Here is a 6,795-nt window from a genome sequence, read left to right on the forward strand (position 1 = left end):
GAAAATCAACATCATTAAAACCTTCGGGTAGCTGTGGTCGACGAGACATCTGTTCTAGATAATGCATGGTAATGATGCCTAAGCATAGTTGGCGGCAGCTTAAGGATTTAGAAAATGCGATTGGTATTATCTCCCCATTCTGTATAAATGCCATCTGTCCGGCAGAAATTGATTCTCCCTTGACTGTAATCACTGAACCATCCCGGAGCGTTGCCTGACTGGTGCCATTACCGTTGTTGGCTGCAATAGTTGCTACTACTCGCACTCCTTCAGGTATCAACGCCTTGAATTGCTGCCAGATATTTGTGGTTGCCATAATCCCCTCGACGTCTATTATTTAGATGCCGAGATAAGGCATCCAGCGTGTATAAAGTCCCGGTGTACCCTGCACCGAGCACCCCTTAATAATGCCTTTCCAGATCAACCGATTGAATAACGGTTCCCACGCCACTTGCACTGATACTGGTCGCCAGACAAAGGGCTTGCCAGTCCCCTGTTATATCTTGAACCTCTACCAGCATACCCGGCTCAATTAACCCGGGTGCCGTGTTGGTATCGGTCAGAGGTAGCTCGATGGTGGTAATGCTCTGGTTGCCGCCTTTGGCGAGCTCATTTCGGCCACGCTCGGTATTGACCTGCGTTTCAGTAAGCCAGTCTTCGAGAATATCGGGAGCGGGGTTATCTCCATTGGAGCCGGTTCGTTTGACGTTGACCGCCACGCCTGCATTGGTGCCGGAAACATAAACCGCATTGTAAGCCTGCTCCGGTCGCCAGTTGGCGCTCAAGCTAATGACCATGCTCGCCGGAACGATCTTGTCCATCGTCGCTGTGTTCCAATGCCAAGGGCTGGCAGGATAACGGGGCTGTATGCTCACCTGGTCGTTATCACGGCTTGGGATAATGACCGATCCGGCGGTGGTAGCGATCTTGGCGACAACCTGCATTGCGGTCTGGTTCTGGTAGCTGAATGATCCTCCGGGCATGATCCAATCGGGTGTGCTGTAGTCGTTCAGATCGGGATAGATTGCCGTGAATCCGGTATTCGCCAGTTCTTCGGTAATGGCCTGTTTAGCGTTCAGGTTGGCGCTGTTGCTCTTGCTTCGTTGCGGCGCATAAGGAGCTGCGAGCAGTTGGGTTCGACTGCTGCCATAGAGGGTGTAACGCTCATCCCCGAACCGTCGGTTTGTGCTGTAACGCTCAATAATGAAGATCCATTTCCAGCCGTTGATATCCACCTCGATCTGCTTTGGACCGTTCTCGTCCGGTTCCACCAGTGCGATATTGGAAGCGCCCCACAGTTCTCCGGTAAAGCTCCATGAGAAGCTATCAATATCCAGACTGATTTCCATTGAGGGCAGTTCCAGCGGTGTCCGGGCAGGCAATACGACAGTGGTGATAATGTTCATAAGCAGATAACTCTCCCTGATCTCTGGCTGCTCTGGCTCCGGCTTAACAATAATGTTCGGGTCGGTCTCACCGCCATAGTTGCCGGTAACGCTCTCATCCTTGGCTTTCTGGCCGAAGCCCCACGGCAGGATAACTGGCTGATCCTCGGCTCGGTTGCTTTGGAAGATGGAGGAACGCTTACTATCCCTCGGCTGAATAACCTTGGCCTCAATCCTACGCCCCATTCGGAAGTAAACCGCAGGAGTCGCTTCGGGCGAATAAGGCTGACCGGCAAAACGAAAGTTAAGCAGGCTTGCTCCCGGTATCAGATAGCCGAACTTGTCTATCTGGTGCGGAGGGCTAAATTCATCCACTCGGCGGAATGGGCTGGATTGATCACAGTCTATGTTTGAAGGCTGATTCCAGTGATCTCGGTTTTTCTCATCGGTGGCCTGAATGGACTGATCCCATCGCTGAGACCGCTGACTGTCTCTGTTCCCGGTATGCTGCCATTGGTCGCCACTTATCGCTTCTTTTTTCTGGCTCATGCTATGACTAAAACTGACCTTTACTTCCTTTTTAGTCACATCACCCCAATAAAGCCCGAAAGAAGCGGCTTCAAGAGGCTTTGCCTGCTGACTACTTTGCGACCGGGAAGTACTAACAGGCCGACTGGTGGAGTAAACCGCTGTGTTTTTCTGCTGTCGGTTTGCTCCCGTCTGCCAGTGACCTTGATAAAACCGAATAACAGAAGGCGGTGTAACAAAGGCGTATTTCGCTGTCGGGTAAAAGCCAAAGTCAGCAGCCGGCTCATAAGCATCAAGACCGAAAGCGAAATCAATCGGTGATGGGATTTCATAAGCCATGAGTTATACGCTTGGAATAATGGTGGGAATAATCGGACCGTGTGCCAATGGTCGGCTGAATGGCTTTGCCTGAAATTGTGCGGTGCCGATACTCTGGCTGCTGTCGGTTTCAAACCACCAGACAGGTTCAGTGCTTCCGGTCGTTCCTGCAAGCGTGCAGTGGTAGACGTAGCCCTGAAAGGTAGCTGGTCTGATCACGTCACCCACGGCATAAGCGGTGTCGGCCTGCCAAACCAAGCCATAATCGTCGGAAGCAATCACCATGACTGACCCTTCATAAGGGCTGGTGTCGAGGGTATAGCTTCCATCAATATCACTGCTGACGGTGTTTGATAGCACCGCCTGTGTGGTTTCCTGACTGCCAGCAATGGTAAGTTCTGCTTCGGTAATGGCAAAGACTCGACGAGCAACAGGTAAATCATTCTCGGTAATGATGCCCTGCACCTGTGTGGTGTTTCCGTTTCCGGGGACAACGATGCCACCGCCTCCACCACCGCCTGAATCCGCTGGCGGAGTATTGCCGCTTGTCCACACAACATTTTCAGGCTGATAAGTGACCGTCATATCCAGCGAGCTTATCGTGCCGTTTCGCCGGGTCACAATTTTGAAGGGCTGTATTTCATCCTCGAAATCCCAATCCCAACGGGTAACCAGAAAGTAAGCATAATTGTCAGCAGGAATATTGTTATCGTTGGATAACTGAGCATGTATAAACATCAGGCCTTCGGCTTGCGGTATCTGATTTTCGTTACCTCCAAGGAACACTTCATAGCTCCCGTTAAAAATCTGATGATTATTCGTTCCTGTGTGCTTGGTTGCCGTTAATGCTGTCCCATTTTTTTTGGCAGCTATATAGGGATAGGGACCTCCGAAAATGACTTCTAATTCAAAGGCCGTATCAAAAGGCAAAACCTCAGCCCACGCAGCGTCCATTTTTATAGTGCCACTGTCATAGCTCTTAAAAATAAGCAGGCCGTTTTCAATGGTTATGTTGGTCACATTCCCTTTGTCATAGTCGTTGTATGCACTGCGAATACTCATTACCTGAACAACTTTATCCGCCATCGAACTATCAACAATAATGGAGGCTCTGAATGCCATTTTATTACTGCTGTACATGGCCTCCATTAAGCCGTTATTGAGATAATCAGTTTGTGCCTTGGCCGCTAAATTTCCGGGCTTAAACCATATACCTGCCATTAGTCAGCATCCCCCCGAATCTGAAGCGTGAAATCGTCGTTGCTTTCCGTTCCCTGACCGGAGAGAACCGTCCGACAAATCCAAACCGGAGCCAGACAACCATCTGTGTTAAAACGGATAGCATTACCCACCGCCCAACCGCTGCCCCAACCATCGGCTTTCAATGTGAAATAAGGAACGCCAGCTTCTGGGTTCATCGGTGATGTGTCCGTGGTCGTGCTTCCGGTTTCAATGATGCCGAGCTTTTCCTCCACCACCTGAAAGGCTGTACTGCTGGTAAAGATAATTGTCCACTTTCCGTATATGGCTCCCCTGTTGGTTACTTCCACCGGATAGTTGATGGTGTTGTATTGCGCTGTTGTCTGGTCGCCTTCCCGATTATCTGTCCAGTTGGGAGTGCCGTTATCCCATACTTTTTGACTGAAAAAGTTCTTCACTCTGGCCTGCAGGTCACCATAAACCACCGCACTGCTCACCGTGGTTTCGGTTGCGGGTAAATCCCAAGGTACAGGAGAGATAATGGAAAGGTCGCCGTTGATCTGCACATCGCTCAAAACGCTCATATGCTCCACCCGATCCTTAATGGTGAATGGAGCAGTCAGAGGGGTGCTGCCAGCATCAATCAGGCTCAACGGATCGGCAAAGGTAACGGTTCCTGCCTCTCTATCGACGGTATATTGATCGCTGGCCAGCAGAGCCCCGCTGCTGTCTTCCACCACGATTTCTGCCTGATGGTCACGAGCCAGGTTGATTACCTGACCGGCCGTTGGTGTACCTGCATCGGTGCTTGCCGTGTGGCTGATGACCACAATATCCCCGGCTCGATAGATAGGAACCCGTCCATCAGGAGGGAGACGAACCGGATCGAGCCCGATCAATTCAGCATCGAGGGGCAGGCTGGTTTCTACGACACAGTTATAACGAACACTCTGCGGGATAACGTAGATTGGCTTCTCTTCAGGAGAGCTGCCATCGGTAAACTGAAGCTCACACCAGCCTGTGGTTACGTCGATTTTTCCGACCACTTCTGCGGTATTGAACTCACCATTAAAATCCGCCGTTGCCGTGATAATGTCCCCGTTATCCACCCGAACCGCTGTCAGCTGCAAACTGCCCTGACGGATCGGAGCACCGGGAGTACGGAAGGCGACCGCATCAATCTTAAAGCCAACGCCGATAGTCGCCGCTGCCTGAATGGTGGCCGTATTGACCGTTCCTTCGGGATAGCTCGCCAGCGTTGCCATGCCTCCGCTGTAATCAACCCTGCCGACCTGAACCCCGGCATTGGTTTCAGTGCTCAGGTTTTTATAGAGAGAACCGTCCCGATCAAAATAGGTTTCACCGTTCCATTCAAAGATCACGCTGCCGGGAAGCAAGACGGTATTATCCATCAAAGGGAGCAGATCAATGGTCAGTTCTGGCGAGGTGATATTCTCGTTGTACGGTGCATGAGCTAGGTTGCTCGCCTGTGCAATGGCAGTAATGGTGCTGCCGTTGAAGGTTTGGGTTTTGGAGGTGTTGGTCACGTCCAGTTTTCGAACGTAACCATTAAACGTCTGCTTGATGACGTATTCAGGATAGGAGTACTGCTCCAACGCCAGAATGGTAAACGCCCCGGTCTGGTAATCAATGCTGCCTGTCACCCCACGCCAGCCACCGGCAGTATCATCGCTGATCTGCTTGGCCACGTTCCGGGTGGTTTCATAGGTAGTCCAGTCATCCTCGTTTCTGGTTTCGCTCGGCACGTTGGACAACTGCTCGACCAGAAATTGCAGCTGGATAGAACCTGGGAGCAGTGGAGCACCGGGAATCGTGCCACTCATTACGCCCTGACCATCCACCGAGACAATCACCTCGCCACCGGCACTGGTGCCTTCTTCATAGGTCAGTTGAATCTCGGTGCCGCTGTCCGGCAGAAAATCCAGCTTAAAGCTCAACTCTCCGGGAGCGTAGTGAATAGCGCCATTACCATCCCCTGTCAGCAAACCATTAGCCTGATCGGTCAGGGTTTTATTCTCGCCGGAGGAAACATACGTCACCGTCATCGAGCCGGGTTTGATGCCGGGTTTCTCGACGGTATGGCGGAAGGTCATATCATCCACTGGCACGGAGCCGGTTCGGATGGTGACCTCATCGTCATTCTGCGCTACATAGCTGAATACGATGGCACTGTCAGGGTCGGGCAGCGCATCGAGGGTGATCGCAGCCGATCCCGTTGCAAAGATAATGGTGCCGGTTCCCGATCCGGTCATCTGGCCTGCGCCAGTATCCCGAATATCCTGCCACTTGCCGAGGGCGATATAGCTGACCACCAGCGTTCCCGGTCTTGGCTTGGCCTCGGCCATATTCAGGGTGTAGTTAAAGCCCCGGTTCTGGTTGGTGATCGGGATAGCTCCACTGATCGCAGCCCCGGTAATGGCAACGGCTGGCTGATAAGTGGCATTGGCAGTGGCCGTGGTATAGCTGCTCGCTCGCCAGACGTTAATCTCCCCGAGGTCATAATCTACGGTTAGCTTGCTGTAATTATTGGTCCCGCTTTTATGGAGCAGATTTCCCGCACCATCATCTTCAAAGGTGCCACCATCGAGCGACAGAGAGAGGGTTTTAGGTAGAACGCCACGCTGGACATAGGTTCTGCTCTGGTTGCCGGTAATATTCACAAAACGGCAGCTGACCGAACGGGTAGTGCCAGCGGTGGCTACCATGGTTTTTCCGGTATAGCCACCGTATTGATCCAATAGTGGGCTTTCCACCTTGGCACTCGGCACCAATGGTGCATAAACGCTCTCGGCCTTAACCGTTAAGTCGCCAGCGGTCACATTGGCACTCAATGGCTGAATACCATAGTAACGGGAGGTATCGGCTATCTGTGTGCCATAAATGGTGCTGGTTTCTTCCTCCGGTTCTCCGGGGACCGGCTGTGCTCCAGTAAAGGTAGTCACCAGTGGTGCACTGATCTCCATTTCTACCTTACGCCGGTTAAAATCGACGTACTCTGAACCGTTGTGATAGGTGAACGTGACCACCGAATGGTCAACAGAGGTAATACGGATAAACTGGCTCGTTAGCCCGTTGGGAGTGGTGAGCTTATACACCTCGCCAATTTCAGGAACCGCCCATTCCTCACGCTGATAGCCAACAATGGCACGCTGGCCTTCCAGCTGATCGCCGACCAACTCCCAAGATGCCTTAATGCCGGGGACGACATAACTCTCGATTCTGTCTCTGGCATCCAAACGCTCATCGGTCTGACTGTCGGTATTGAACAGCAAAACCGAGACATTCTTATCCTTGGGAGGCTCGGTCAGGATCAAATGACTGCCGAGATAAATGTCATTGTTAT

General features: G+C 51.9%; 4 protein-coding genes. All 4 read right to left on the minus strand.

Features of this window, described 5'->3' with window-relative positions; genetic code table 11:
• A partial coding sequence (locus AK963_RS23820) for a hypothetical protein (RefSeq protein ID WP_066017892.1) occupies positions 1–316 on the minus strand: 316 nt, incomplete at its 3' end.
• Between the two features lie 85 nt (positions 317–401).
• Complete coding sequence (locus AK963_RS23825; protein WP_066017893.1) at positions 402–2,252, minus strand: hypothetical protein; 1,851 nt, start codon at positions 2,250–2,252, stop codon at positions 402–404.
• Positions 2,253–2,255: 3 nt separating this feature from the next.
• Complete coding sequence (locus tag AK963_RS23830; protein ID WP_066017894.1) at positions 2,256–3,452, minus strand: hypothetical protein; 1,197 nt, start codon at positions 3,450–3,452, stop codon at positions 2,256–2,258.
• Positions 3,452–6,795, minus strand: a 3,344-nt coding sequence (locus AK963_RS33525) for a hypothetical protein (protein ID WP_175404624.1), incomplete at its 5' end; no start/stop codon positions are given. The genes AK963_RS33525 and AK963_RS23830, both read right to left, overlap by 1 nt.

The sequence above is a fragment of the Endozoicomonas atrinae genome (assembly GCF_001647025.1).
Taxonomy (GTDB): Bacteria; Pseudomonadota; Gammaproteobacteria; order Pseudomonadales; family Endozoicomonadaceae; genus Endozoicomonas; species Endozoicomonas atrinae.

Coding starts and splice junctions, on each gene's coding strand:
- AK963_RS23830 (WP_066017894.1), bottom strand. CDS start 3,452: ATGGCAGGTATATGGTTTAAGCCCGGAAATTTAGCGGCCAAGGCACAA.
- AK963_RS23825 (WP_066017893.1), bottom strand. CDS start 2,252: ATGGCTTATGAAATCCCATCACCGATTGATTTCGCTTTCGGTCTTGAT.